26 protein-coding genes are annotated in these 25,507 nt (G+C 38.7%); 1 reads left to right on the forward strand and 25 read right to left on the reverse strand.

The window, feature by feature from the left end; translation table 11 throughout:
- Positions 1 to 52: 52 nt before the first annotated feature.
- The 10 genes from D8Q48_RS07045 to D8Q48_RS07090 all read right to left on the reverse strand — a co-directional run bounded on the left by D8Q48_RS07045 (position 53) and on the right by D8Q48_RS07090 (position 12,342).
- Positions 53 to 1,057: an ABC transporter permease gene (locus D8Q48_RS07045; RefSeq protein ID WP_117990382.1), complete on the reverse strand. Its 1,005-nt coding sequence runs from the start codon at positions 1,055 to 1,057 to the stop codon at positions 53 to 55.
- A gap of 13 nt (positions 1,058 to 1,070) precedes the next feature.
- A complete protein-coding gene (locus D8Q48_RS07050) occupies positions 1,071 to 2,567 on the reverse strand; it encodes a sugar ABC transporter ATP-binding protein (protein ID WP_117990383.1) in 1,497 nt (498 codons plus the stop codon).
- Between the two features lie 51 nt (positions 2,568 to 2,618).
- A complete protein-coding gene (locus D8Q48_RS07055; protein WP_121056057.1) occupies positions 2,619 to 3,593 on the reverse strand; it encodes an ABC transporter permease in 975 nt (324 codons plus the stop codon).
- 155 nt (positions 3,594 to 3,748) lie between these two features.
- A complete protein-coding gene (locus tag D8Q48_RS07060) occupies positions 3,749 to 4,744 on the reverse strand; it encodes a substrate-binding domain-containing protein (RefSeq protein WP_117990385.1) in 996 nt (331 codons plus the stop codon).
- Entirely contained in the window at positions 4,737 to 6,548 is a 1,812-nt protein-coding gene (locus D8Q48_RS07065; RefSeq protein ID WP_118688749.1) for a sensor histidine kinase, read from the reverse strand. The genes D8Q48_RS07060 and D8Q48_RS07065 overlap by 8 nt, the downstream gene beginning before the upstream one ends.
- Positions 6,545 to 8,155 carry a response regulator gene (locus tag D8Q48_RS07070; protein WP_117990387.1) on the reverse strand — a complete coding sequence of 537 codons (1,611 nt, stop codon included), beginning with the start codon at positions 8,153 to 8,155 and terminating at the stop codon, positions 6,545 to 6,547. Before D8Q48_RS07070 ends, D8Q48_RS07065 begins: the two co-directional genes overlap by 4 nt.
- A 380-nt stretch (positions 8,156 to 8,535) precedes the next feature.
- Positions 8,536 to 9,300 carry a Cof-type HAD-IIB family hydrolase gene (locus D8Q48_RS07075; protein WP_172696968.1) on the reverse strand — a complete coding sequence of 255 codons (765 nt, stop codon included), beginning with the start codon at positions 9,298 to 9,300 and terminating at the stop codon, positions 8,536 to 8,538.
- A 92-nt stretch (positions 9,301 to 9,392) separates the two neighbouring features.
- Positions 9,393 to 10,865 (reverse strand): N-acetylglucosamine-specific PTS transporter subunit IIBC, encoded by a 1,473-nt coding sequence (nagE, locus tag D8Q48_RS07080; protein WP_117990389.1) that lies wholly within the window; start codon positions 10,863 to 10,865, stop codon positions 9,393 to 9,395.
- Between the two features lie 129 nt (positions 10,866 to 10,994).
- Positions 10,995 to 11,483 carry a PTS glucose transporter subunit IIA gene (locus D8Q48_RS07085; protein WP_117990390.1) on the reverse strand — a complete coding sequence of 163 codons (489 nt, stop codon included), beginning with the start codon at positions 11,481 to 11,483 and terminating at the stop codon, positions 10,995 to 10,997.
- 13 nt (positions 11,484 to 11,496) lie between these two features.
- Positions 11,497 to 12,342 (reverse strand): PRD domain-containing protein, encoded by an 846-nt coding sequence (locus tag D8Q48_RS07090; protein ID WP_330514502.1) that lies wholly within the window; start codon positions 12,340 to 12,342, stop codon positions 11,497 to 11,499.
- A gap of 328 nt (positions 12,343 to 12,670) precedes the next feature.
- On the opposite strand from D8Q48_RS07090, the gene nagA reads away from it, so the two are divergent.
- Positions 12,671 to 13,810 (forward strand): N-acetylglucosamine-6-phosphate deacetylase, encoded by a 1,140-nt coding sequence (gene nagA, locus D8Q48_RS07095; protein ID WP_118688753.1) that lies wholly within the window; start codon positions 12,671 to 12,673, stop codon positions 13,808 to 13,810.
- 89 nt (positions 13,811 to 13,899) lie between these two features.
- On the opposite strand, the gene D8Q48_RS07100 is transcribed toward nagA, so the two are convergent.
- The 15 genes from D8Q48_RS07100 to D8Q48_RS07170 form a co-directional block, all read right to left on the reverse strand.
- Positions 13,900 to 15,045 carry a 1-propanol dehydrogenase PduQ gene (locus tag D8Q48_RS07100; protein ID WP_118688754.1) on the reverse strand — a complete coding sequence of 382 codons (1,146 nt, stop codon included), beginning with the start codon at positions 15,043 to 15,045 and terminating at the stop codon, positions 13,900 to 13,902.
- Positions 15,046 to 15,057: 12 nt separating this feature from the next.
- Complete coding sequence (locus D8Q48_RS07105) at positions 15,058 to 15,822, reverse strand: DeoR/GlpR family DNA-binding transcription regulator (protein ID WP_117990393.1); 765 nt, start codon at positions 15,820 to 15,822, stop codon at positions 15,058 to 15,060.
- A gap of 105 nt (positions 15,823 to 15,927) precedes the next feature.
- Positions 15,928 to 16,476, reverse strand: coding sequence for a BMC domain-containing protein (locus D8Q48_RS07110; RefSeq protein ID WP_117990394.1), 549 nt, complete (start codon positions 16,474 to 16,476; stop codon positions 15,928 to 15,930).
- The gene (locus D8Q48_RS07115) at positions 16,473 to 17,819 is read right to left on the reverse strand and encodes a 4Fe-4S dicluster domain-containing protein (protein WP_330514503.1); all 1,347 of its coding nucleotides are present in this window, start codon (positions 17,817 to 17,819) and stop codon (positions 16,473 to 16,475) included. The genes D8Q48_RS07110 and D8Q48_RS07115 overlap by 4 nt, the downstream gene beginning before the upstream one ends.
- Before the next feature lie 5 nt (positions 17,820 to 17,824).
- The gene (locus D8Q48_RS07120) at positions 17,825 to 18,097 is read right to left on the reverse strand and encodes a EutN/CcmL family microcompartment protein (protein ID WP_022075385.1); all 273 of its coding nucleotides are present in this window, start codon (positions 18,095 to 18,097) and stop codon (positions 17,825 to 17,827) included.
- Between the two features lie 30 nt (positions 18,098 to 18,127).
- Complete coding sequence (locus tag D8Q48_RS07125; protein ID WP_117990395.1) at positions 18,128 to 18,775, reverse strand: phosphate propanoyltransferase; 648 nt, start codon at positions 18,773 to 18,775, stop codon at positions 18,128 to 18,130.
- 116 nt (positions 18,776 to 18,891) lie between these two features.
- Positions 18,892 to 19,170 carry a BMC domain-containing protein gene (locus D8Q48_RS07130; protein ID WP_117990488.1) on the reverse strand — a complete coding sequence of 93 codons (279 nt, stop codon included), beginning with the start codon at positions 19,168 to 19,170 and terminating at the stop codon, positions 18,892 to 18,894.
- 230 nt (positions 19,171 to 19,400) lie between these two features.
- On the reverse strand, positions 19,401 to 19,685 hold the full coding sequence (locus tag D8Q48_RS07135) for a BMC domain-containing protein (RefSeq protein WP_117990396.1): 285 nt from the start codon (positions 19,683 to 19,685) through the stop codon (positions 19,401 to 19,403).
- A gap of 75 nt (positions 19,686 to 19,760) precedes the next feature.
- Positions 19,761 to 20,036 carry a BMC domain-containing protein gene (locus D8Q48_RS07140; RefSeq protein WP_009003872.1) on the reverse strand — a complete coding sequence of 92 codons (276 nt, stop codon included), beginning with the start codon at positions 20,034 to 20,036 and terminating at the stop codon, positions 19,761 to 19,763.
- Between the two features lie 44 nt (positions 20,037 to 20,080).
- Positions 20,081 to 20,392: a BMC domain-containing protein gene (locus D8Q48_RS07145; protein ID WP_022075381.1), complete on the reverse strand. Its 312-nt coding sequence runs from the start codon at positions 20,390 to 20,392 to the stop codon at positions 20,081 to 20,083.
- Between the two features lie 26 nt (positions 20,393 to 20,418).
- Entirely contained in the window at positions 20,419 to 21,636 is a 1,218-nt protein-coding gene (locus tag D8Q48_RS07150; protein ID WP_117990397.1) for a zinc-binding dehydrogenase, read from the reverse strand.
- Between the two features lie 19 nt (positions 21,637 to 21,655).
- Complete coding sequence (locus D8Q48_RS07155) at positions 21,656 to 23,044, reverse strand: aldehyde dehydrogenase family protein (RefSeq protein WP_117990398.1); 1,389 nt, start codon at positions 23,042 to 23,044, stop codon at positions 21,656 to 21,658.
- Positions 23,035 to 23,556, reverse strand: a complete 522-nt coding sequence (locus D8Q48_RS07160; RefSeq protein WP_117990399.1) for a heme-binding protein — start codon at positions 23,554 to 23,556, stop codon at positions 23,035 to 23,037. The genes D8Q48_RS07155 and D8Q48_RS07160 overlap by 10 nt, the downstream gene beginning before the upstream one ends.
- Before the next feature lie 26 nt (positions 23,557 to 23,582).
- A complete protein-coding gene (locus tag D8Q48_RS07165; RefSeq protein WP_117990400.1) occupies positions 23,583 to 24,386 on the reverse strand; it encodes a class II aldolase/adducin family protein in 804 nt (267 codons plus the stop codon).
- Between the two features lie 292 nt (positions 24,387 to 24,678).
- Positions 24,679 to 25,473 (reverse strand): glycyl-radical enzyme activating protein, encoded by a 795-nt coding sequence (locus D8Q48_RS07170; protein ID WP_117990401.1) that lies wholly within the window; start codon positions 25,471 to 25,473, stop codon positions 24,679 to 24,681.
- Positions 25,474 to 25,507 lie beyond the last annotated feature (34 nt).

Below are 25,507 nucleotides of genomic sequence, written 5' to 3' on the forward strand. Positions count from 1 at the left end.
GGCGGATTTTTTCCGCCACGATTGAATATTAATTATTTTTTCTTATGTGAAATTATTTGTTTTCACCTTTTCTCTTCATGATATCAACCAATACAGCTGCGATTAATACAAATCCTGTAATGATCTGCTGCCAGTTAGCTGTCAATCCGATGAATGGAAGTCCTGTCTTTAACAGACAGATTACGAATACACCTGCAAGTGTTCCTGTGATACTTCCTGCACCACCTGACATTGATACGCCACCGATGATAGCTCCACCGATCGCTTCAAGCTCAAATCCGGCACCACTACCTGGCTGAACTGTTGCGAAGATAGCTGAGTAAGAAATTGAAGCTAATCCTGCGAAGAATCCGCAAATCACATAAGCCATAATGTGGTAGAATGTTACGTTTACACCAGATAATTTTGTTGCTTCTTTGTTACTTCCGATTGCAAGTGTATAACGTCCAATTTTTGTATGATTCAATACAAATGACATTACTACTACTAACAAGATAATCCATATGAATCCGATTGGAATATTTGTTCCACCAACCTGAATCTTAAAGATTTTTCTGAACCATCCGCCTGCTGCTCCAGCTGCCGGCCATGAAATTCCAAATCCACCTGAAATGATAGATCCAAGTCCTCGAGTAATCATACATGTACAAAGTGTAGCTAAGAATGCAGGTAATTCCATGATTGCAACTAAGAATCCGTTTACAACACCTACTGCCATACCCATTAAGATACTAATCAGAATACCAACTCCTGTAGGAAGTCCCTGATGCACGATCAAATATCCACCTACAAGTGAGTAACAAATAAGTCCTGTACCAATGGAAAGGTCTACACCGCCTGTCATCAATGTAAATGCAACTCCAATTGCCATCAATGAAATATAATATGAGAAATCAAGGATGTTAACAATTGTTGTATATTTTCTAAAGTTCGGGCTCATTATGCAGAAGAAGATAAACAATGCAATTACTACGAGAAGAACGATTACTTTCTGTCCTCCAAGTCTATCGATTGTCGACTTCTTCGTACCAGCCGTTTTCGTCGTTGTTTTTGCCATTACTTTTTCCTCCCTAATCAATCTCTCGTGTAGCCATGTTCATGATATTTTCCTGTGTAGCCTCGGAAATATCCAGCTCACCAGTTTTCTTTCCTTCACACATTACGACGATTCTATCACTCATACGTAATATTTCTGTCATCTCTGAGGAAATCATAATAATGGCTTTTCCTTCTGCTGCCAACTGATTCATCAGTTTGTAAATCTCATTTTTAGCTCCAACGTCGATACCTCTTGTAGGCTCATCGAAAATCAGAATCTCTGAATCTCTTGTCAGCCATTTAGCGATAACAACTTTCTGCTGGTTACCACCTGACAGGTTTACTACCAGCTGATCTACTGTTGGTGTTTTTGTTGCAAGAGATTCTACATATTTCTTAGCAACTTCTTTCTCTTTCTTCTTATCGATAAAGATACCCTTCATGAACTGTTCCATTGTTGCCATTGTTGTATTCTCAGCAACTGATTTCTGAACAACAATTCCGTATCTCTTTCTATCTTCTGAAAGATATCCGATACCACATCTAACAGCATCTTCCGGACTCTTGATTGTAACTTTTTTACCATTAATGTAAATGTCACCACTGTCGATCGGGTCAGCTCCAAATAAAGCTCTTGCTGTCTCTGTACGTCCAGCACCCATAAGTCCTGAGAATCCAAGGATTTCGCCTTTTCGTAATTCAAAGCTTACATCCTGAACCATCTTACCTGCATTGAGGTGTTCTACCTTCAGAACAACCGGTGCATCTTTTGGTACTGTACTTTCAGTCTTAGGATCTTCATAGATAACACGACCAACCATCATGTTGATGATATCGTCTTTTGTACTATCTTTTGTGATCAATGTTCCAACATACTGACCATCTCGCATAACTGTAACACGATCTGTAATGACTTTAATCTCATCCATACGATGTGAGATATAAACAATACCAAGCTGTTTTTCTCTCAAATCACGAATGATTTTAAAGAGTTCCTGAATCTCTGTCTCTGTTAATGCAGCAGATGGTTCGTCAAAGACGATTACTTTTGCATCATGAGAGATTGCTTTTGCGATCTCACACATCTGCTGTTTTCCGACTGTCAGGTTCGCCATTTTTTCTTTTGGATCAATATCGATGTTCATTCTGTCGAACAGCTTCTTAGCTTCTTCATTCATCTTCTTATCATCAATGCTAAGTCCTTTTTTGAACTCACGTCCGATAAAAATGTTCTGTGCAACAGTCAGATCACCTAACATGTTCAACTCCTGATGTACGATGATAACACCTGCATCCTGAGCTTCTCTTGCGTTTGTAAATTCTACTTCTTTTCCTTCATATGTAATTGTACCGGAATCTTTTTTGTAAATACCTGTCAACACTTTCATCAATGTTGATTTACCGGCACCGTTCTCTCCCATAAGTGCAAGGACTTCACCTTTTCTCACTTCCAGGTTTACATGATCCAAAGCATGTACACCAGGGAAAGACTTGTCAATATCTTTCATCGTTAAAATAACTTCGCCCATTCTATTACCCTTGCCTTTCTGTTCTCAATTTCAATTTCCCATGTATCATTATTAGTTCTTTCTACGTCTTGCAACAACATCACTGAATACTGCAACGATAACAATAATACCTGTAATAATAAGCTGATAATCTTTTCTTAAGCCAAGAGCCAGAATTCCTTCCTGAAGTAAAGCGATGATAAACACACCGATTACAGTACCGCTGATAGAAGCAAGACCTCCTGCCATGGAAGTTCCTCCCATTACACAACCAGCAATTGCTTCGTTGTTGTACTGATCACCATATCCAGGCTGAACTGTTGTATAAGCAGCTACATAGAAGAGTGCGCTGATTCCTACAAGGAGTCCACAGATAACGTATGCTGCCATCTCCCATTTTTTAACATTTACACCTGAAAGTCGAACAGCTTCTTTGTTGCTTCCAAGTGAAAGAATGTAACGTCCGATTCTTGTCTTGTTCAAAATCACTGCACAAATAACTGCAACAGCCAAGAAAACAATCAAACCTACCGGAATATCCCCAACTTTGATAAGGTTTCTGTACCATCCACCTTCCTGTGATGCCTGTGGCCAGCTGACTGACTGTGTCTTTGTGTATACAGATGCAATACCTTTTGCAATGTTCATACTTGCCATTGAAGTGATGAATGAAGGTACTGACCAATATGCTACAAGATATCCGTTAAAGACACCAAACACAAGTCCTACAAGTAAGCTGATTATCATTGCTGCTGCCATAGGTACACCATGTGCTGTCAGGCTGTAACCTGCAACCAATGCACAACAGAACATAACTGGTCCGATAGAGAAGTCGATTCCGCCTGTTGCGATTACGAATGTAACTCCCAATGATAAGAACCCTAAAAAGTATGCATAGTTGAGAGCGCTCAGAATACGAGTTGTTCCAGCGAATCTGCCCTGTGTCATTGCACAGAAAAATCCGTACAAGAGAAGCAAAACACCGCATAACACGATTCTGTTAAACCCTACCTTTTGTACAAAAGGATTTTGTTTAATTTTTCCCACGTTTCTTCCTCCTAGTTCTTTAATCTTATCTTTTCCCTTAAGACTTGTACTAAGTATAAACTTTATTAAATAATTATGAAATTGAATATCTTACTAAAAAAGGTTAAAAATTTCCTATTTGGAAATTTTTAACCTTTTTTTGAATACAATTTACCTTATTGTCCCGAGAACGGATAAAGCAATCTTTGATTTTCTTCTTCATACATATTGTCTCTGGTAATAAGTTTACAGCCGGAATCAAGTGTTTTTTCTACTGTTTTCCCTTCTAACAGGGCAATTGCCTGTTCCACCCCCATATACCCCATATTAAATGGTTTCTGAATGATGATTCCATCAAAAACCCCTTCTTCCAAAAGTTGAATTTCTTCTACCGAATTATCAAAGCCAACCATTTTAATCTTTTTTTCCATCCCCATATCCTTTATTGCTCTTGCAGTTCCCACTGTTGCATATTCATTTGTTCCAATAAGCAACCGAATATCCGGATTTTTCATCAACATTGTTTTGGTCTGACTGTATGCTTTTTCATATGAAGAATCGCAATACAAAATATCTATAATATTCGCTTTGTAATTTTCAAGACCGTCTCTTATTCCATTTTCACGCTCTATCTCTGTAGATGTTCCTTTTACATGCCCCATGATGCCAATTTTTATGTCCTCATCAATCAACGTCTTTGCATATTTCCCTAATTCTTTACCAGCTTTATAATTATCTGTAGAGACTTCGCAGTCAGCAATATCATTTTCTGTAGTAGAATCAATATAGATCAAGGTAATTCCAGCATCCTTCACTTTCTGAAGCACATCATGCAATAATGAATAATCCGCCGGTGCAACCAGAATTGCATCCGGATTTTTCTGAATACTTTCTTCAATTGTTTTTATCTGTGTCTCGACATCATCTTCTGAACGGCCACCCACAACTTCAATCTCTGCTCCAAACTCTTCTGCTCCCAGTTCTGCACCTTTTATAAGTGCCGTCCAGAAATCATTTGCAGAATCTATCGTCTTAGGGACAAAAATCAAATGATATGTCTTTTCCTTTTCCTGCTCTTCCTGCACCTGGATTCCGAAAGTTACCAGAATAGTCGCAAGAAGTATAAACAACACTATCCTGGTTCCTACTTTTCTACTCATCTGTCTACTCATGGTTTTCTCCTCCGTCTAACGGAATTGTAACTGTCGCCACTGTTCCTTCCCCTTGTCTGCTGATATATGAAATCCCATATTCCGGTCCATAATATAATTGCAGTCTTTTTTGTACATTTGGCACACCTACACCATTTGATTTTGGCTTTTTCTCTTTTTTCTGTTTTTCATCAAAAATATATTTCAAAGTTTCTTCGTCCATGCCTACGCCATCATCTGTAATTGTAATATATCCTTTTTTGCCCCTTACATATCCGTGTATGCTGATTTTTCCTTTTGTATCTTTATATTTTAATCCATGGTAAATCGCATTTTCTACCAATGGCTGAATTGCAAATTTTATAATGGACACACCACATATTTCAGGATCCACATCAATTGTATATTCCAGTTTATCTTTGTAGCGCATTTTCTGAATGGTCAGATAACTTTGCACATAATTTATTTCCTCTTCTACTCTTACTTGTTCTTTGTCATTACTGATACTTTGTCGTAATAATTTAGCCAGAGCTGAAGTCATCAGTACTACATCATCATTTTGTCCGGCTTCCGCCATCCATATGATTGAATCTAACGTATTATATAAGAAATGAGGATTGATCTGTGCCTGCAAAGCTTTCATTTCACTTTTTCGTTTTTCTTTCTGTGCGGCAACATTTTGCTCCATCAACTCCTGAATTCGTTTTGTCATCACATTAAATGATTTCGTCAAGCTTCCAATTTCATTCATTGTTGTCACTTCTACATTTGCCTGTTGAAATTTTCCTTCTTCGACTTTGCTCATTGAATCACGTAAAAGTAAAATTGGTCGTGTGATTTCTTTTGACAACAAACTTGAAATCACAATAACTGCCAACAATAGTATTGCAGCGACCATAATGTAATTCAACTGTGTCTGTTTGCTGTTTTTCAACAATTCCTTTGTATCCATTGCCCCAACAACCGTCCAACCGGTTTTTGTTGATTTGGACATTGTATACAGTTTATTTTCTCCATCACGCTTTATTTCCAGATAATCTGCTTTACAATCCATGATTTCCCGGATGTTCTCTACCATCAATCCGCCATACATCAACTGCTGCTTTGGATGATATATTATATTTCCGTCTTCATCTAAAATAAAAATATAACCTTTTTCTCCAATATTATTTTTATTACATAGATCACTAATTGCACTATAGTTCAAATCCATGAAGAAAACGCCTTCTCGCTTTCCTGATTGATTATTCACTAATGCACGGCTTAGCGTGATAACCCATTTATAACTTGTAGGAATTGCATTCTGCACATGTGAAGATGACACAGCAATTCCACTTTTAGATTGCATTGCCTCCTGATACCAATCCAATGACTGTACATCTATATAGTCTGTCAGACTTCCGTCTTCATCATTTACAAGATATTTTCCATTTTCTGCCACTGCTGCAACATTCGAAATATCATTTCTACTTTCCTTGATTGTTGCAAACTGTGTTAAGATACGTTTTTTCTCTTCCTCAAACTCTTCTTCTGTTTGATGTTCATCAAAGAAATATTTTGCTACGTCTGTACTTTTTGCCATCAATGAAGACGTATTCTCCATGTAGTCGATATAATTGTCTATATCTGAGTTTACCTGTTTGATGATCTGTGTAGAATAATCAATCGAATTTTCATAAATTGTTTTCTTTGTAGAATTCATAGCAATCACCAAAAAGATAACTACCGCGATTACCATTAACACAGAAAATGAAACCAGCATCGTATTCTGAATACTTTTGAATCTTCCGAAAAATGTTCTGGAATGTTCTTTTTGCTTTCTCATGATTTTCTTCCTTTAGCATATTCTTTTGGTGACATTCCTGTTGCCTTCTTGAAGGCAATACCAAAATAGTGTGGATCACTAAAACCAACTTTTTCTGCAATTTCGTAATTTTTCATCGTTGTCTTTTGTAGCATTTGTTTTGCTTTTTCCATTCGGACACTTGTCAATACTTCCAGAAATGTTTTTCCAGTCTCTTCTTTAAAGATTGTACTGAATCTGCTTGTACTAATATTTAAATATTCGCATACACTGTTCAAACTCAAATCGGGATTTCCGTAATTATCTTTTATATACTCCATTGCCTGTGCTGCTTGTCTTTCTCCGCTGGTCTGGCATGCTTCCTGTACTGCTTTTAATCCGGATACTGCATACTCTTTTGTAATCTCCATTGCCTGATCCAGATTTCTTGCCTCTGTAATACTCGTGAGAACAGAATCCGGTAACACAAATGATTCCTGTGTTTCATGCCCTACCTCATATACAATCTGCAAAACCTGTTGAAGATATGCAATTGACTTTCTTCTATTAATATAGCCCGTTTTCAGCCAAGTTCTCATATGTTCCATAGCATCATCCAAGACTTCTCTATCTCCCCCTCTGATAGCTATTGCAATATCACGATAATCCGGTTCTAATTCCATGGAATTTTCTTTTTGTTTTTCTTCTTCACAATCAAACATAATTCCAGAACCTTTGGTATATCGATATTGAAGTACTTCACTTGCACTTTCATACGATTTCGACAGCTCCTCAAGTGAATTCACATAACATCCCAATCCCATAGAAATGCTCAGTTTCATAGCTGAATATACATTTTTCTGAATATCCTTACAGATTTCAACAATTTCTTTTCTAAATTCTTTTGGGCGGTTCGTCCAAAGCAAAAGACACACTCTATTATCTGCATCACGAAATGCGATTCCGGCATTATACTCTGAAATAATCTCGCTGCTTATATTTTCTACAACAAATGCCATCAATGCACTTTCTTTTTTCTGCTCTGGATTTATCTCATATAATCCTGAATAAACATCGATATCTATCACAACTGTTCTGTATGAACTTCCACTGATTTCAATATCAAATTCTTTCAATTCATCCAGACTTTTCTTGACTTCCTGCGTCCCTTTTACAAGACGAGACAATATTCTGGAAATAATCACCGCTTCATTTTTTGTATAACTATGATACACTTTCGTCAACTGATCGATTTTTTTCTCTTCTTTTCTTTTAGAATCCAGTTTTTCACGAATCCGAATCAAAACCTCTGACAATTCTCTCGCTGTTACCGGCTTTAATATATACTCCGACACTTTATATTGTATTGCCTGTTTTGCATATTCAAAATCGCTATAACCACTGAAAATAATAATTGCCGTCTGAGGACAATTTTCGCTTAAATATTTGCTCAGTCCCATTCCATCTATGTACGGCATACAAATATCTGTCAGCACAACATCAACCGGTTGATCTTTTACAAATTCAATGGCATCTTTTCCATTTTCACAGTCTCCGACCAGCTCATACCCCAATTCATTCCATTCTATTTTTTTGCTGATTGCTTCTCTGACAAGTATCTCATCATCTACCAGTAATACTTTATACACATTTTTCTCCTCCGTGTAATTTGGTCTTTACAAGATTAATATTCTCTCAAAAATCTGTTATTAGTATACCTCAATTTACAATAAAAAACCACAACCAGATACTAAGCAATTGTGCTTTTTTTAATATAAAAAAGCATACAGTAAATCGCTACACACTCTCATCATTCCTTTTTGTATTTGTTTTGCCTTTTGCTTTTTGTAATAGTACCCCCTTGTTAGATAATGAGGGCTTTGAACGGCTCGCAAGCTCGCCAAACCGCCGACGTGAACCACCCGCTTGCCAGCAAACTGACGTGGCGATATGTCTCACGACCGCCACCGCTGGCGGATCACGTCGGCAGTTTTGTAACTTTTAGAGTTCTTCTGTATAAGCCAAGAACCTAGAATAATCCTAACTTATTTAATCCCTTTTCTACTCCATCATTGTCAATATCAGATGTAACATAATCTGCAACACTCTTTACAAAATCAGAAGCATTTCCCATAGCGATACCTTTTCCAACATATTTCAACATTTCCATATCATTTTCTCCATCACCAAACGCCGCACTTTCTTCCTTAGTATATCCTTTAATATACAAATATTTTTCAATACCTGTTACTTTGCTTCCACCTTTTGCAACAATATCAATAGCACTATCATTCCATCTTGTGATTTCTACATTTTTTAAATGTTCAGTTATTTTAGATTGTTCCGCTTGTTTAACATAGAAAATCGCTTGATATATAGTATTACCAGTATATTCCATGACAACTGGCAGTGGTGTGGAAATTGCCTTATGCGCTTGCACAACATCGTCATTGATAAAGTTGATATACATTCTTTTTTTCTCTACAAGCATTATTGGTACAATATTACTATGAAAAAGTTTTAAAATTTCTTTAGTTTCCTGTAATGGATTTTCATAAAATACATCGCCTTTCGCATCATAGCAAAGTTGACCATTCAAAGTAATATAGGCATCAAACGCTATGTTACTAACAGGTAATATATCTATTTCAGTTGAATGACGTCCTGTTGCAATCACTCTATCTATATGAATTTCTGATAATCGAGACAATGCTCGTCTTGTACTCATAGGAACTTCTTTTATACGATGAGATAGAATTGTTCCGTCAATATCAAAAAAGATTGCTTTAATCATAATATACCTCCATAAATAAAATATCATCTGTTTTTATTATCAAAAAAGACCGCATAAGCGGTCTTTTCGAAAAGGGATTCTTTATATTTTAACTATTTACACAGTTTTTTGAATTCGTCTGCTACAAACTGAACCTTTGTACCAACTACAACCTGTACAGCATTCTTTCCAGGTCTGATTACTCCTGCAACACCTGCAGATTTAATCTTTTTCTCATCAACTGCTGTATAATCTTTAATTTCCAGACGAAGTCTTGTAATACAGTTATCAATAGATGTAACGTTTTCTTTTCCGCCAACACCTTCTAAGATAACTTTAGCAACTTCTGTATAATCATTGTTTGCCAGAGTTACTTTTGTTTCATCTGTATCATCATCATCGTCTTCTCTACCTGGTGTTTTCAGATCGAATTTTGTAATTGCAAATCTAAATACAACGTAGAATACGATAAATGCTGCGATTCCAAGAGGAATGATCAACCATGTTTTCTGTGCTGCAGGAAGTGATGCTGAGAACAGAAGGTCTGTTGCTCCAGCTGAGAATGAGAATCCTGCACGGAATCCAAGTAATGTAGTAATAACTGTAAAGATACCATATAACAATGCATATACTACATAAAGTCCAGGAGCGAGGAACATAAATCCAAACTCGAATGGCTCTGTAACACCACAAACAAATGCACAAAGTGCTGCTGATGCTACAAGACCGATTGCAACTTTTTTCTTGTTATCTTTAGCACACTGGATCATTGCTAATGCTGCTCCAGGGATACCAAACATCATACATGGGAAGAATCCTGACATGTACATTCCAAGGCTCCAGTTAACATCTGCTGATGTTTCTCCAGCCCAGAAGTGTGTCAAATCTCCAAGTCCGATTGTATCGAACCAGAATACGTTGTTCAATGCATGGTGCAATCCTGTTGGGATTAATAATCTGTTCAAGAATGCATAGATACCAGCTCCGATAGCTCCCATACCTGCAATTCCTTTACCAACTGAAATCAACAGTCCAAAGAGAATTGGCCATACGAACAATAATACTACTGATACAACAATTGAAACCACACCAGCTACGATTGCAACGCAACGTTTTCCACTGAAGAATGAAAGCCAATCTGGTAATTTTGTGTTTTTAAATTTGTTGTAACATGTAGATCCGATAACACCGGCAAGGATACCGATAAATGGGTTTGCGATTTTATCGAATGCTAATGTTTTGTCTACATTATCTGCAATTGCAGGGAACAGAGTTGTTACAAAACCTGTACTTAATAATGTTGTGATCATTAACCATGATGCAAGTGCTGCAAGACCACCTGTACCATCATTATCCTCTGACATACCAACACCAACACCAATTACAAATAACAATGCCATGTTATCAATTAATGCTCCACCTGCTTTTACTAAAAAGATACCTACCAATGGTCCAAAACCAGTGATATCTCCACCCTGCATACTAGCTGGACATAAGAGATATCCGATACCCATCAGGATACCACAAATTGGAAGACACGCTACAGGCAGCATTAAAGCTTTTCCTAATTTCTGTAAATACTTCATACCTTTACCTCCTCTAAATCACTCTCGTCTGTAAATCCCTTTATTTATTTTAACCTGGACATTACCAGGCAAAATACATTGATTAAGTTGTTCTTTCTGATATTCTGTGCTTCCTTTGAATATCATTTACTATTTTTCAGTAATAATGATTACATCGTCTCCAGCCTGTACATCTTTTCCGTCCAGACCATTTACCGCAGCATAATCATCTGTATTGCAAATCAGCATTGGTGTGATTGTATCATAACCGGCTGCTTTTACCTTATCTAAATCGACTTCTAAAAGTAAATCACCTTTTTTTACAGTATCGCCTGCTTTAACATAACCTTTAAAACCTTCTCCATTCATCTTTACTGTATCAAGTCCGATGTGGATAAGTATTTCAACACCTTCTTTTGTAGTCAAACTAACTGCATGGAGCGTATTAAACACCATTCCGATCGTTCCGTCTGCCGGAGCGTATATCTTACTGTCTTCAGGGCAAATTGCTATTCCCTGTCCAAGCATTCCTTCACTAAATGTTGGATCGTTCACACTTGAAAGCGGTACTGCTTTTCCTTTTACTGGTGAACCGATAATCAATTCCAACTGCTTTTTCTTTTTTAAAAAATCGAACATGTTCTTAGCCTCCTTATTTTTCCACCGCAGTAACTCTGCGAATATGAACTGATAAATACATAACTTCCTCGTCTGAAAGCGTACATCCTGTTGCTTCTTTTATATATGCTGCAACTTTCTCGCTGCAGTTATATTCTTTGGGATACTTTCGCTGCATCATCTGTGCTAATTCTTTATCTTCACTAGAAAGTAATTCCTTACGATAAATTCTCTGAAGTAAAAACTTCACATGTGTAACAAATCGTTCGTAATGCAATGATCCTTCATCTAATTCCAGCCCCAGCTCTTGTTCCACGATCCTCACAATATCATTCATCTGATTAGGAAATTTTAATGCATCATGAATATCGGTTCCATACTCAGCATTTACAAAATGCAGTGCTATAAAGCCTGCTTCATCCTCTGGTAATTTAATCCCCAGTCTTTCATGTATCAGCTGTAATGCATATGTTCCAAGTTGAAACTCATGTGAATAAAATCGTTTAATCTCCCACAATAACGCATTCTCCGGTTCGATTCCCTGGCTTACTCTCTCAATTGCAAAATTAATGTGATCAGTTAAAGTCACATATATACTCTGATTTAATTTTAACTTCAATTGATCTTTTGCATAAGCAATAATCTCTGCTGAAATCTCCACACGCTCTAACGGCATATCGGCGAGCAATTCTTTTAATTGTTCAGCAAGTGTTTTGCTTTTCATTCTGAATATCTTTTCCACTTGCTCACCCGGTACAATCTGTCCTGGTCTCTTCTTGAAACCAATCCCTCTGCCCATCACAACAACTTCTGTCCCCGACTCCTCAAACGCAGAAATTATATTATTATTGATTACTTTATCAATTATAATTTCTCCCATATTATTCCTTCTCTGTATAATAGAAAAAACCAGAACTATAGACTGAGACTTTCAGCCATATATTCTGGTTTTGCCTGCCTTACAGTAACAATCCTCACAACTTCAATTGATATTGTTATTAAAACAAATTCTCTTTTTATCGTCAAGCGTTCGTTTATTTTTTGTTAATAATGTTTATATTTCTTTTAGTTTATTGGTGATTCTGCTGATTAATTATTTTTTGTTTCAAAATGTTTTTCATGCAATATTAACATTTTAATGTACTTTGACATATCTCACCAAAAAAGGTATACTTTTTATAAAAATAAATGTAGGGAGGTATTTTTTTATGCTGATTCAAAGTAAAAAAGTTTGGATTGCGGATCAGTTTGTACCAGCAGTGATTGAAATCCATGACGGTAAAATCACCGATGTTCTTCCATATGAAAGCAGAACACCTGATGTTGACTACGGGGACAAGCGCATTGTACCGGGTTTCCTGGATATTCATTGTCATGGTGCTTTCAAATTTGACACCAATGATGCAAACGAAGAAGGTCTTCGTAACTGGAGCAAACATATTGTTTCTGAAGGAGTAACTGCATTTCTTGCTACAACGATTACTCAAAGTGAAGAGGTCTTAACTAACGCAGTTGCTAATGTAGCTAAAGTTATGGAGGAAGGATATGAGGGTGCTGAAATCCTTGGCATTCACTTCGAGGGACCTTATCTTGATATGAAATATAAAGGAGCACAGCCGGAGCAATTTATCGCAAAACCAACAATTGAACAGTTTGAAAGATATCAGGCTGCCGCCAAAGGACACATCAAATATGTTACTATGGCTACTGAAACCGATGAAGATTTTGCATTGACACACTATCTGGCTTCAGCAGGCGTAGTTGTCAGCATCGGACATTCTGCTGCAACTTACGAACAGGCAGTCATGGCATACGCACATGGTGCACGTTCTATGACACATGTATATAATGGCATGAGTCCGTTCACTCATCGTGCCAATGGTCTTGTAGGTGCAGCTTATCGTCTTCGTACTATGTATGGTGAGATTATCTGTGATGGCAATCACTCTACTCCTGCCGCCTTAAATAATTACTTTATGTCTAAGGGGCCTGATTATGCGATCATGATATCTGACGCATTAATGGCGAAAGGAACACCTGTAGGAAGTAAATTTATTTTCGGTGGAAATGAAATTGAGATTTATCCTGATGGAAGTGCACATCTGACCGAAAGTGGTACACTTGCCGGTTCTACGCTGAGATTAAACGAGGGACTTCGCATACTTGTTGAAGAGGCCCTTGTTCCATTTAACTATGCGATCAACTCTTGTACTATCAATCCTGCTCGTTGCCTCGGCGTTGATGATCGAAAAGGTGCTATCGGAGTCGGAAAAGACGCTGATCTGGTTGTGTTGGATTCAGAGTATAGTGTTTTACAAACCTATTGCATGGGAAATGCCAAACTTTAACCAGTTAGAAACGTGTGCCGCAAGGCGCACCACAAAAAATGAGGTGAAACCCAAGTAAGTTTCACCTCATTTTTATTGGAATATATTTCTTACCACAATTTCTGATACATTTTCACAACATCTTCCTTAGTCGGAACACGTGGATTTGTAGCTGTACATGCATCTGCAAGAGCTGCATCTGCCATACGATCAATTGCGTTAAAATACTCTTCTTTTGAAATTGTTCCCATCTGTGAAATTGACAGCGGAATATCCATTTCTTTCAACATAAACTGTACCCAGTTTACAAGTGAACGAACAGTCATAATTTTGTTATAACTGCTAAGTCCTAAAATCTGAGCAACAGTAGCATAACGTTTTACAGCCGGCAGATATTCTTTCTGGCTCTTGCTGTGTTTGTTAATATCACTGTTAAATTCAATAATATGTGGAAGCAGCATTGCATTCGCACGTCCATGTGGAATATGGAATGTTGCTCCTAACTGATGTGCCATACCATGATTTAATCCAAGCGAAGCTGTATTAAACGCAAGTCCTGCCAAACAAGATGCAGAATGCATCTTCTGACGTGCATGTGTATCATTTCCATCAAGATACGCTCTCAATAAAAATACTCCACAAATTTCAATTGCCTTCTCAGCCAAAGCGTTCGTAAAATCACTTCTATTTGTACTTACGCATGCCTCTAATGCATGTGTAAATACATCCATACCTGTATCTGCTGTAATTGCCGGTGGCACACTCTTTACTAATTCTGCATCCAGAATTGCTTCATCCGGTGTTAAGTGTTCAGATACAAGAGGATATTTCATTTTTTCTTTTGGATCAGAAACCACTGCAAAAGATGTAACCTCAGAACCTGTTCCGCTTGTTGTTGGTATTGCAATCAATCCAACTTCAGCATACGGCTCTACTCGTAATGCAAACTCACGGATAGATTTTGATGAGTCAATTGCTGAACCTCCGCCGACTGCAACAAGTACATCCGGTTTGTATTCCAGCATCTTTTTAACACCTTCTGAAATCTTCTCAATCGGAGGATCCGGAACAACATCTTTAAAAATCTCAAATTCTTTATTTGCACGTTTAAGCGGATCTGTTACCAAATTAAACATACTGCTCTGTGCCATAAATGGATCTGTGATAATCAATACTTTGTTGTATGGGATCTCTGCCAATCTATCTAAAGCCTGATCTCCAAAAAATATTTTTGTCTTTATTTCAAAGCTTCTCATACTATTCTTCCTCTATTCGGGATAAATACATTCAATTCCATACTCTTTAAATGCCTGAAGCCAAACTTCGTCTGGTTTCGCATCTGTAACTACCATACTAATATCTTCTAGTGTACCAATCTCTGTAAATGCTGTCTTTCCAAACTTTGAACTATCTACAGCAAGAACTTTTTCTCTTCCTGCGTGTAGCATCGTTTTCTTATTGTTTGCATGAAGTTCCTCTGTATCTGTCAGCCCTGTCTCGAGATCAAATCCTTTTGCTGAAACAATTGCCATATCCACATGATAAGAATTTAACATCTTATCAGTCTGCGGACCTACCAGTGCAAATGATCCTTCTCTCATTGCTCCACCTGTTGACAATACATTAACATTAGGTGTATCAAACATTTCTATCAAAATCTCGATTGAATTTGTTATCAATGTCAGATTCTTTCTCTCTTTCAATGCTTTTGCAATATATACAGCTGTTGAACTCGCATCAAGCATAATACTGGTGCCATCTTTAATTCTGGAACTGATTACTTCCGCAATTTTCTGTTTGCTGATCACATTCCTCTTTTTACGGATATTAAATGGTAAATCTACATTTGCATTTTCATTAATTACTGCTCCGCCATAACTTTTTATCGCGAATCCATCGTTCTCAAGCTTTTCCAGATCTCTTCGGATCGTTTCCTCCGATACCTTATAAATCTGACTCAACTCACTTACGACTACCCGACGTTCAGCCTGCAGTTTTTCTAAAATAGCATTTCTTCTCTCTATTGCAAGCATCCCTTTGCCTCCCAGTCATTTTTTCGAGTTATGTAACTGTTTGGCACTTACGCAACAAATTGTGTCTCGCAGTACCAAACAGCCACTGGATCTCTATTTATTCAACTACAGAATCGCATTGCGAATCTGTGCATCTGGATGTGCAATAACAGAAGAATCAAGGAACATTCCATCCTCTGCTACTACGCTTTTAGCACGTTCGATCGCTGCTTCTACAGCTGCCACCTCGCCTGTGAGCATCATGTATGACTTACCACACATACCTCTTGCGATTCTAAGCTCAACCAAATCAACAATTGCTGTTTTTGCAGCTTCATCTGCTGCTACAATAATAGATGTAGCATCATATGTCTCTACAATACCAAGTGCGGATACATCCTCAATTGCTGTGGCACCATAGATTGCCGGAAAAATGGATTCGTGTGGGTTACCGAGCACAAAACTGTTGATCAAGTATCTTCCGTGCAGATTCTTTGCATTATCAACTGCTGCACGAACAGCACTCAAATCTCCTGAAATGATTACGATATATTTTCCCGGACATACGGTCTGTGCTTCAATGATATCGACTTCTGAGGTCTTTACCATAGCATCTGCTGCCACAACACCTGAAGCAACAGTCTTATATTCTACCATTCCAATTGCCTTACTCATTTACCTGCACGTCCTTCCTGAGTTTCTATAATTACATACTTGTCAGTAACTTCACTGACAACTCCATCTATAGATGCGTGGATTCCAACGCTCAATCCCTTAGCTGGTTCTGCAATCATCTGTCCTTTTGTTACTTTGTCGCCCTGTTTTACAATTGCTGCTGCCGGAGCACCAATATGCTGGCTCAGCATAATTTTAACTTTTGAAACAGGCACTACAGACTCATCAAGCGGAGCCTCTTTATTGTATTTTGTCAGATCCAGTCTCGCCATCAGACGTTCCATAGGAACTTTACGATATTCACGTTCCGGTCCAACCGGTTTTGCTTCTACCTGTGGCGGTCTGAGTCCATTTGCTCTTAAGCCAGCCTTATATTCTGCCATTAATGTTCTTGGTGATAATCCCTGCATGCAAGAATACATCTCGCAAAGACCACAAGAAGAACAGAACATTGTATTTACAAAAATATTCGGTTCCTGAACATCTTTACATGTAGCAGCACGCATAAATAAATGTGGCTGAATTGGATGTCCCAGTCTGTTTCTTGGACAAAGATCTGTACACATTGAACACTGACAGCAACAAGCTGCTGCGCGTTTCAGATCGATACTCGTTTTCTTTCTCTTTTTCTGAATGATCAAATGCTCTTCTGGAAGAACCAGTACTGCATTTGTTGTTTTTGTTACAGGAAGTGAACCACTTCCAATGAATCCCATCATTGGTCCTCCAATAAAGTATACTGGATTCTTTGTTGTAATTCCCCCTGCAAGTTTTACTGTATCTTCGATTGTAGTTCCAATCGGAACTCTGACTGTTACCGGGTGATCTACCTCAGCAACAACAGATACCAGTTTATCTACAACCGGAGTACTTTGATTAATTGCTCTATATGCATTGTATACGGTCTCTACATTAAATACGGCAACTCCCTGTTCAATTGGAAGTCCTCCCGGACGTACCACTTTCTTTGTAACTTCATAGATCAAAACAACTTCATCACCGGCTGGATACACTTCATCCAACAGTCCCAGTCTTACTTCCGGGTACGCTCCGATTACACCATTCAGTGCATCGATAGTCTTTGTATAAGCTTTTTTGATACCAATTACGAGTTCTTTTGCACCAACTGCCTGACCAATCAAATGAAATGTCTCAACAATCTCCTGTGCATATTTTTCCAGTAATTGTCTATGTAATCTCAGTAGTGGTTCACACTCTGCACAGTTAAGAATCAATGTCTCAGCATTTTCATTTAACTTTGCGTATGTAGGGAATCCGGCACCACCTGCACCAACAATACCATTTTGTTGCAATATGTTGCTTAATTCTTTCATATCCATCATTTTCACTACTCCAGTCCTGTTCCGTCATCAATAATTCCAACGATTGCAGCATCGATAGGTGCGTCCTCCATATCAGTTCCTACTCTGGCTGCACTTCCCTGTGCCACCAATACATAGTCTCCAATTCCGGCACCAATCTTGTCGATCGCAATGATCTGATCAGCTCCTCCGGTCTGTACATGCTGTTTCAACACTTCTACAATCATAAATTTATTTCCAACTAATCTTTCGCATTTCCGTGTTGATACAACACTGCCTTTCACTTTTCCTATCAGCATAATCTTCTCCTCTTGCAACCTGTAAGAAATCTATTTAATAATTCTTACTGTATCTCCTGTCGCAATCTTCGCTGCATTCGCTTCATCTGTATCGATATGCATCTCAAGTGTAAAGCTGTCATCTACACGAATCTGTACATTGTTAAATGTTGTTCCGCGTTCATTGTCTGCTTTAACTGAAACGATATCTCCATCATGTACACCTGCTGCCATTGCATCCTGTGGTGCCATGTGAATATGTCTTTTGGCTACAATACATCCTTCATTCAGGTAAATCGCACCTTTTGGTCCAACTACCGCAATTGCAGCGGATCCTGCAATATTACCGGACTCTCTGATTGGAGCTTTTACTCCAAGACGAAGTGCATCTGTAGCAGAAATCTCTACCTGTGATTTACTTCTGACCGGTCCCAGGATTCTAACATTTTCGATTGCTCTAAGCTTCAGACCAACAATTGTGACTGTCTCATTTGATGCAAATTGTCCGCCCATAAGCCCTTTTTTCTTTGTAAGCTGGTATCCTTCTCCAAATAAAGCTTCCACATGCTCCTGTGTCAGATGGATATGTCTTGCAGACACACCAACCGGAACCACATAACCATTCTCAGAAGAAGCTTCCTGTTTTTGAACTGTCTCCAGCACCATTCTTGTGATTAATTCTATACTTTGATTATCCATAATACGTCTCCTTGTATTATGCGGATTCTCCATAGACGGAGAATCATATCATTTTATGACATGACAGCCTTACAGTTTTTATCCTGTAAGGCTACCTGTCATCCTGATCGCATTTATTAGTCGATATGTGGAAGAATTTTTTCTACATCGTTGTGTGGTCTTGGGATTACGTGTGTTGCTACTAATTCTCCAAGTCTTCCAGCTGCGTCTGCACCTGTCTCAACTGCTGATTTAACAGCTCCTACGTCTCCACGTACCATTACTGTTACAAGACCAGATCCGATTTTCTCTGTTCCTACTAATACTACATTAGCAGCTTTTAACATTGCATCTGCTGCTTCTACTGATGCTACAAGACCTCTTGTTTCAACCATTCCTAATGCTTCCTGTGCCATTCTTTTTTCCTCCTTATGAATTGTTTCTGTTATCTGCTCTGCTTTTTGTGTTGTTTTTCTTACACGTTGCACTGTCTTAGCCGGTGCTTTTGCAGTTGCCGTTTTTGTTGCTTTCTTTGTGGATGCAGCTTTTGTTGTACTCTTTTTAGCCGTACCAGCTGCTTTAGAAGACTCTTCTTTCTTCTCTTGACCTGTCGGCTTCTTCTCTTCTGCCATCGTAACTGCCCTCCTTAACAAACTCGATTCGCACTGTTTTCAACCAGTTTCAGAATCTCTTCATGGGGACTTGGGATTACAACATGAGCAACCGGGTCTTTGATTCCATTGGCCGTAGCTGCTTCAATGGCCTGTGTTACCGATGATACATCTCCACGGATGATAACCGTTACAAGTCTTCCACCTAACTTCTTTTCCCATGTAACCAGCTCTACCTCAGCTGTTTTGCACATAATATCAATTGCTACTACTGCTGCTGTTACACTTGGGATTTCAAAAAATCCATATGCCTGTCCCATGAGACTGCTCCTTTACTTCTCTACATCCGCAGTCTGTTCTAACCCAAACTGCGGATATTTATCATTATTAGTTAATTATACTGTAGGAAGGATTTTCTCAACGTCGTTGTGTGGTCTTGGGATTACGTGTGTTGCTACTAATTCTCCAAGTCTTCCAGCTGCGTCTGCACCTGTTTCAACTGCTGCTTTAACTGCTCCAACGTCTCCACGTACCATTACTGTTACAAGACCAGATCCGATTTTCTCTGTTCCTACTAATGTTACCTCTGCTGCTTTAGTCATTGCATCTGCTGCTTCGATTGCTGCTGTAAGTCCTCTTGTTTCTACCATTCCTAATGCTAACTGTGCCATTATTGTTTCCTCCTAAAATCTTATATAAATACTATGTTTGATGTTTATTTATCTAAACCGCTAATTTTCAGCATCTTCTCTGTATCTTCTGTAGGTCTTGCGATTTCATATTCAGCAACAATTCCTGCAAGTTCATTTGCTCTTTTTGTTGCTGCCTCCAGCGCTGCCTTTACATCTGATACACTTCCACGAAACTTAACCATTACAATCAATGGTACCGGTAATTCGTCTGCATTTGCCGGTTTATTCTTATCAAAAGTCTCCAGTCTTACATTACCTGCTTTACATCCCGCATCTGCTGCTGCAAATGCAGTTGCCAGCCCGAAGACCTCCAACATGCCTACTGCTTCTCCCATATCATTTCTCCTTCAAGGGGCAGTTATTATTTATTCACAATCGCAATCTTAAGACCCTTCTGCTCTAAGTTTGTAATATGAGCTTCGTTGATCTCTTCCAATGGGAATTTGTGTGTGATAAGTTTTTCCATTGGAAGTCCGATTCCTTTTGCTCTCTTCAAGAAATCAAATGTTGTTGCATAATCTCTCAGTGTATATACCCAAGATCCTACCAATGTGATCTCTTTTGAACAAAGATCAAAGTGTGGATTAATTGTTGCATCTCCGCCATTGATGAAGAATCCAAGTTCACAAAGTCCTCCACCATTGCGGATGAATTTGTAAATGTTAGCATGAGCTACAGGAGATCCTGTACACTGGAATGCAAAGTCTGCTGCATGTCCGCCAAATGCTTCTTTTACAGCGTCTGCAAGTGCATCAATACCTTTATGATTCATGAAGTTAACTGACTTTTCTGCTCCCATTTCTTTTGCGAATGCAAGTCTCTGTTCGTTACCGTCAACTGCCACAATATTCTCAATACCCATTGTACGCAAAACAGCGATACAAATCAAGCCGATTGGTCCACATCCCTGAACAACAACACGACTATTGAATCTTAAGATTCCAGTTGTTTTAGCTCTTTCTACTGCATGAACCAATACTGCACATGGCTCGATAAGAATTCGAGAATCCAGATCAAGATCACTTACATTAAAGATTGAAGATCCTTCTCTAACTACGATGTAATCTGAGAACCATCCATTCAAATGGATATCATCGTCTGGAAGTAATCCATATACATCAGCTCCACCGATATTCTTCTTGTTCAAATCGAACATCTCAATATCCGGATCATCTTTAAAAATCATACATGTTACAACTTTGTCTCCGACTTTCAGTGGTTTTCCTGCACTGTCAACCTTGACATTTTTACCCATTTTTACGATTTCTCCTGTACCCTCATGTCCAAGAGCAACTGGGATCAATCCAAATGGATCTCTCTTGAATTCGTGTGCGTCTGTTCCGCAGACTCCACAACCTTCTACTTTAACAAGAATATCTCCGTCACCAAGTTCTGGGATTGGGAATTCTTTAATATCAAAATGTTCCAGAGATGTCAGCATAGCTACGTGTGCTGTCTTTGGAATTGCCTGGCTTGCTGGTGCCGGCGCACTTGCTGCAGGTGCTGCAACAGGTGATTTTAACATATTTTCAAGTACCTGTTTTACAACTTCTTCTACGTTTGCAGAATTCATTTCCATTGTGTTACCCTCCATATTATTATCTGATACACAAGCTGTCTGTCATAACACATCTTCTTCTCTTAGTAAATGTGCTTGCGCTTGTCAGTCCTTCTCCTGTACGGCTTGCGATTGTGAAAGTACAGAATCCTTCACCGCCAAAGCCAAGTGCTGAATACGAAGGTCCATTCTTTACAAGAATGGCTGTATCAATTGCTTTTGCATATTTTGTAATGTTATCCACATTCTTTGAATGGATATGTGCAGAATGTCTGTTGCCATGCTCCAGCCATACTGCCTGCTCTACTGCATCATCAAAATCTTTCGCTCTGACAACACCGAGAATTGGCATCATCAATTCTTCTGCGATCAATGGATGCTCCTTTGGTCCTTCAAATGTGATACATCTGATATTGTCCGGAACCTGAACTCCGATCATACCAAGTAATGTTTTAGCATCTCTACCTACACATTTACGATTTAATTTTCCACCTTTAAGAACTACTTCTGTCAGTGCATCCTGCTCTTCTTTTGATGCAAGATAGCATCCTTGTTCACTTACCATGTAGTGCATCAATTCATCTGCAATAGAATCTACTGCAACGATTTCTTTTTCTGCGATACATGGAAGATTGTTATCAAATGTACATCCGTTAACAATATCTTCTGCTGCTTTACGGATGTCTGCTGTCTCATCTACCAGTGCCGGTGGGTTACCTGCTCCGGCTCCGATTCCTCTCTTACCAGAAGAAAGCACTGCTGTTACTACACCAGGACCTCCTGTAGCTGCAATCAAAGGAATATCTTTATGTTTCATCATGACAGCACTTGTTTCCATCGTAGGTTTTTCAACAGTAACTGCGATATTATCTGGACCACCTGCTTCGATGGATGCTTCATTTAACATATTTACTGCATAAATAGAAGTCTTAATTGCCGCTGGATGTGGGTTGAATACAACTGTATTACCGCCTGCCAGCATTCCGATTGTATTACACAGAACTGTTTCACTTGGGTTTGTACAAGGAGTAATTGCTCCAATAACTCCAAATGGTCCCATCTCGATCAATGTAAGTCCTCTATCACCTGACCATGCAGTTGTTGTAATATCTTCTGTTCCAGGTGTTTTTTCAGCAACGAGCTGATGTTTTAAAATTTTATGTCCAACATTTCCCATGCCTGTTTCCTGCACACCCATATGTGCAAAAGTTTCAGCATTTTCTTTAATTTTTGTTCTAATGTTAGAAATGATCTTTTCTCTCTGATCCATAGACATCTTAGCAACGATTTTCTGTGATTTCTTCGCAGCTTCAATTGCTTCGTTCATGTCTTTGAATACTCCATGATTACCAGTCACATCGGCAGAAATCTGCATCTTTGCAACAACTTCTTTAACGATGTCCTGAATCATCTGTTCATTTACAGACACGCTAATACCTCCTTAAAAGCTTCTTTTCCATAAGCAGCAAGCTCTGTGTCTTCTTTGGCACTGCCACCGCTTACACCTAAAGCTCCGATTATTTTGCCATCTGCTTCCAGCACCTCTCCACCGCCGAAGATTACGATCTTACCTTCATTAGTGAACTGAATACCATATAACTCTTTACCCGGCTGGCTTAGTTCAGCCAGCTTTGCGGTAGACATTTTTAAGCTTGCCGAAGTAAATGATTTGTTCAACGCAATGTCGAAACTTGCTATATAAGCACCATCCATGCTCTGGACTGCCACCGGTCTCCCAGCGACATCCGCAACCGCAATTACTACATTCAATCCCATTGTCTCTGCCTTTGCCTTCACTTTATCGATCAGACTATTAGCTTTATCCAATGTCATCTTGTTCTTTTTACATTTACAGACATGTCCTTGTGCATGGTGAGAACCGTTCGCATTCATCCCTTCCAGCACAGCCTTCACTGCATTGGAAATATCCTGTTCGTTCATACCAGTCCTCATTTCTTATATATAAATTATTTTCCTAACTGATCCATAACTTTCTTTGTGATAGAAGCAATCAGGTCTGCATCTACTGTTGCTGCTTCATGTGATCCACAGTTTCCTCCACATGAGTGGCAGTTTGGTTTACCAGCTTTTGCATTTGGGCAAAGGTTTGCAGGATGTTTTCCTGGAAGTCCCATCTGTCTTCTGATTTCATAAAGTTTTTCAACCTGCTCTTTGTTCAGTTCCTGTGGTCCACCGATCTGCATTGTCTGCCATAACAGACGAGCGTAGAACTCTACTGACTCCATCTTGTGGTATGCATTTAATAAAGAATCAGAATATGTTAATGCTCCGTGGTTCTCAAGAAGAACTGCATCAAAATACTGAAGATATTCAGAAACTGCATCTGGAATCTCCATTGTAGAAGGTGTACCATATTTAGCAACCGGAACACATCCAAGAGCGATAACTGCCTCTGGCATGATTGGCTGTGTCAAAGGAATACCTGCAATTGCAAATGTTGTTGCATAAAGTGGATGAGCATGTACTACAGAATTAACATCTGGTCTCTCTTTGTAAACACGCATATGCATTTTGATCTCTGATGATGGTTTGAATCCTGGGTTAGCCTGGATTACATTACCATTAGCATCTACTTTACAGATATACTCTGGTGTCATAAATCCTTTACTTACTCCTGTTGGTGTGCAAAGGAATTCGTTGTCGTTCAATTTTACTGAAAAGTTACCATCATTTGCTGCAACCATTCCACGATTATAAACGCGTCTACCGATCTCACACATTTCTTTTTTGATTTCATACTCGTTAACCATTCTTGTTTCCTCCTTGGATTTTACAAAAAATTTGTTTTTTGTTATTTCTAACTTAATTCTACCACACAACCCCACAACAGTCAACTAGATCTTGTGTTGTTTTTGTTGGTTTTCACCCTTTGTTTTTACTGTTTTTCAGTTTACTCTTATCTGTTCCTGTTGTATCGGAAATGTTTTTCAAGTTATTCACATATTGTTTTATTTTTTGATATTTTTTGTGATGTTTCAGGATATGCTCCCGTCTTCTTATACAACATATATCGTCACTATTCACACTTCGTGTGACCAGCTATCATCCGCCGATCTGACACTCGATTCCCGATGTCACCTCAGCTACTTTCAATAGCTTTTCCATATGTTCATTTGTCGGAGGTTTTACATCCCCCATCAAATACTCTCGATTCAATCCGGTGTATTTATCCTGTCCTAATCTATGATATGGCAACAAATGCATACGTTTCACATTAGGAAGTGTCGCTGTATAAGCTGCAATCTGACGGATCTCCTCTTCTGTATCATTGAACCCCGGTATAACCGGAACTCTTATGCTAAGTTCTGTCATGCCAGACTTTGCAATCTTCATCGCATTTTCTATCATCAGTTCATTGGAACGTCCAGTAAACTCTTTATGCTTTCTTGGATTCATATGTTTAATATCAAGCAGATACTGATCTAAATATGGAAGCAGTTTTTCAATTGTCTCCCATTTTGCACATCCCATACTCTCCATTGCTGTACTAATTCCGCTTTCTTGTGCAGCCTGAAGCAACGCTGTTGCAAATTCCGGCTGGCAAAGGCTTTCTCCTCCTGACAGAGTCAAACCTCCACCCGTTCTCCAGTAATACTGACGATCTTTCTCCACCGTCTTCATCACTTCTGCAACAGTCACATCACGCCCGATTACTTTCGGTTTTCCCTGCACCATCATCGTCTGGATATCATATTCCTGAGATTCCGGATTACAGCACCATCGGCAACGAAGTACACAGCCTTTCAAAAACACAATTGTTCTAATTCCATTTCCATCATGAATAGAGTATCGCTGAATATCGAAAATACGACCTTTCGTATTCCAGTATGCTTCCATGTTGTCTGTTCCTTTCTTGTATCACTGTTCAAAT

The organism is Ruminococcus sp. B05 (genome assembly GCF_003628495.1).
In the GTDB taxonomy this organism is placed as follows: domain Bacteria; phylum Bacillota; class Clostridia; order Lachnospirales; family Lachnospiraceae; genus Schaedlerella; species Schaedlerella hominis.